The following is a 2,244-nucleotide window of genomic DNA, read 5'->3' as shown; positions in this document are numbered from 1 at the left end:
GCGGGCCGAGCGCCGGGCCGCCCCAAGCCGGCCCGCGTCCCCTCGGGGGACCGCCCGGTGTACTCACCGGGCGAGGGGTGGTCATCAGCCGCCGTTCAGCTCCTTGCGCTTGCGCTCGTCCTCGAGCTCCCTCGCGCGCACGCAATGCGGGTGGTCGTGGAACGCCGGATTGCTCTCGCATTCGCGCAGGATGCAGGTCAGGCGTGCGAGGAACTTGCGTGCGCCGCAGGCTTCGCCGGGCGTCTTCGGGCCGGCTGCCAGATCAGCAGGCGCGGCTGCGGCCGGTGCCGTGGTGGCGGCCGGCTGAACGGCTTGCTCTGCGGGTGCCGTGGCAGCCTTCGGTTCGGGGCGGCGCTTCGCCGGCACGGCGGCGGTGTTGACCTCGGCCTGCTGCGGGACAGCCGGCGCGGAGGCGGCGGCATCGATGACCGCAGGCAGTGTCGCGATGGCCGCCGGCTCGACCACCGCGGCCACCGGCGCGGAAGCCGGCAACTCGATCGCCACCGCCGGCGCGGCCGAGGGCTCGACCAGCGCCGGCAGCACCTCGGGTTGGCCGCGCCCCTTCATCGCGAACACCGCCGCGATCGCCAGAACGGCCACACCGGCGATGCCCGCGATCAGCAGGCCGCGGCGTTTCGGTGGCTCTACCGCGACAGGCTCGGCAGGCTCACGACGCGGCGACACCACCGTCTTGTCAGCGGTTGCTGCCGCCGCCCGGTGCGCATTCGCACTCACACCCGGCACCGGTACCGCGGCCGGCCGCGGCGCCGCGACCGTCGGCTGGAACACCGTGGGCTGCCCGTCGATCGGCTGCGTCGGCGACCACGCGGCCTGCACCTGCTCGCGCGACACCGGCTGCGTCGCCTCGCCATCGGCCGGCGCCCGCTCCGGCGGCACCAGCCTGCCGTCGAGCGCATCGCGGAACTGCGCGACGTTCTGCGGCCGGTGGCTCGGCCGCACCGCGAGCGCCCAGTCGATCGTGCGCAGCAGCGGCTGGCCGATCGTGCCGCGCTGCACCTCGTCGAGCTGGGCGAGCGGCTTGGCATCGTCATGCACCGCGCGGGCCGCCGACGGCACCGGCGGCCGCCCGGTGATCACGAAATGCAGCACAGCGCCGAGCGCGTACAGGTCGGTCCACGGCCCCTGGCGCAACTGGCCGACATCGGCGTACTGCTCGATCGGCGCGTAGTTGGGCTTCAGGATCGCGGTCAGCGTCTGCGTGCGGTCGCCGATCACCCGCCGCGCGGCGCCGAAATCGAGCAGCACCGGCAGGCCCGACGGCAGCAGCAGGATGTTGTCGGGCGCGATGTCGCGGTGGAACACGTCTTCGTCGTGCAGCACCTGCAGCGCGCCCAGCAGCGGATCGATCACGCCGCGGATCCACGCATCGCTCGGCACGCCGGCCAGCGCCTTGCGCTCTTCCTTCAGCGTGCGGCCGGCGTAGTACGGCATCACCATGTAGGCAGTGCCGTTGGCCTCCCAGAAGCGGTAGACCTTGACCAGCGACGGGTGGTCGAAGCGCGCGAGCAGCTTGGCCTCGTTGACGAACGAGCGCAGCCCGATGCCGAAGGTCTCGAGGTGCGCCTGCGAGCGCAGCGAGACCAGCTCGCCGTCGCCGCGCGCGGCCATCGCGGCGGGCATGTACTCCTTGATCGCGACCTGGCGCTCGAGCGCATGGTCCATCGCGAGGTAGACGATGCCGAAGCCGCCGACGCCGAGCACGCGCAGGATCTCGAATTCGCCGAGCCGGGTTCCGGGACGCAGCGCGTCCCCGTCGTCCTGAAGTCCCGCGCTGCCGGTCGGTGTGCTCATCGGGGCAGTGTACCGGGCGTCATGACACCTCCGACCCGGCCCTTACACTCGGCCGATCCCCTTCCCTTCCTCACCGAGCCGACCATGCCCGCCGACAAGATCACCGCCACCATTTCCACCCGCGCCAACGTCTACTTCGACGGCAAGTGCGTCTCGCACGGCATCGAGTTGCCGGACGGCAGCAAGAAGAGCGTCGGCGTGATCCTGCCGTCCACGCTGCGCTTCACGACCGGCGCGCCGGAGGTGATGGACGTCGTCGAAGGCGGCTGCCGCATCCGCCTGAATGGCAGCGAGGCCTGGCAGTCGTACGGCGCCGGCGAGTCGTTCTCGGTGCCGGGCCAGTCGGCGTTCGACATCGAGGTGACGCAGACGATGCATTACGTCTGCCACTTCGGCTGACACGGCGCGGCCGAGTTCAGTCGCCCCCACCGC

Annotated in this window: 2 protein-coding genes; one reads left to right on the top strand and one right to left on the bottom strand. The window is 72.1% G+C overall.

The features are described 5' to 3' along the window. Window positions 1-84: 84 nt before the first annotated feature. Window positions 85-1,812, bottom strand: a complete 1,728-nt coding sequence (locus tag AC1D12_RS31400; RefSeq protein WP_477845100.1) for a serine/threonine protein kinase — start codon at window positions 1,810-1,812, stop codon at window positions 85-87. Window positions 1,813-1,896: 84 nt separating this feature from the next. Between AC1D12_RS31400 and ppnP the strand changes: the two genes are divergently transcribed. Further along, window positions 1,897-2,211 carry a pyrimidine/purine nucleoside phosphorylase gene (ppnP, locus tag AC1D12_RS31395; RefSeq protein WP_465114516.1) on the top strand — a complete coding sequence of 105 codons (315 nt, stop codon included), beginning with the start codon at window positions 1,897-1,899 and terminating at the stop codon, window positions 2,209-2,211. Window positions 2,212-2,244 lie beyond the last annotated feature (33 nt).

The organism is Rhizobacter sp. P1_G5 (genome assembly GCF_056405435.1).
The sequence above is the reverse complement of the archived record's forward strand: the minus strand, read 5'-3'. Positions and strand labels throughout refer to the sequence as shown.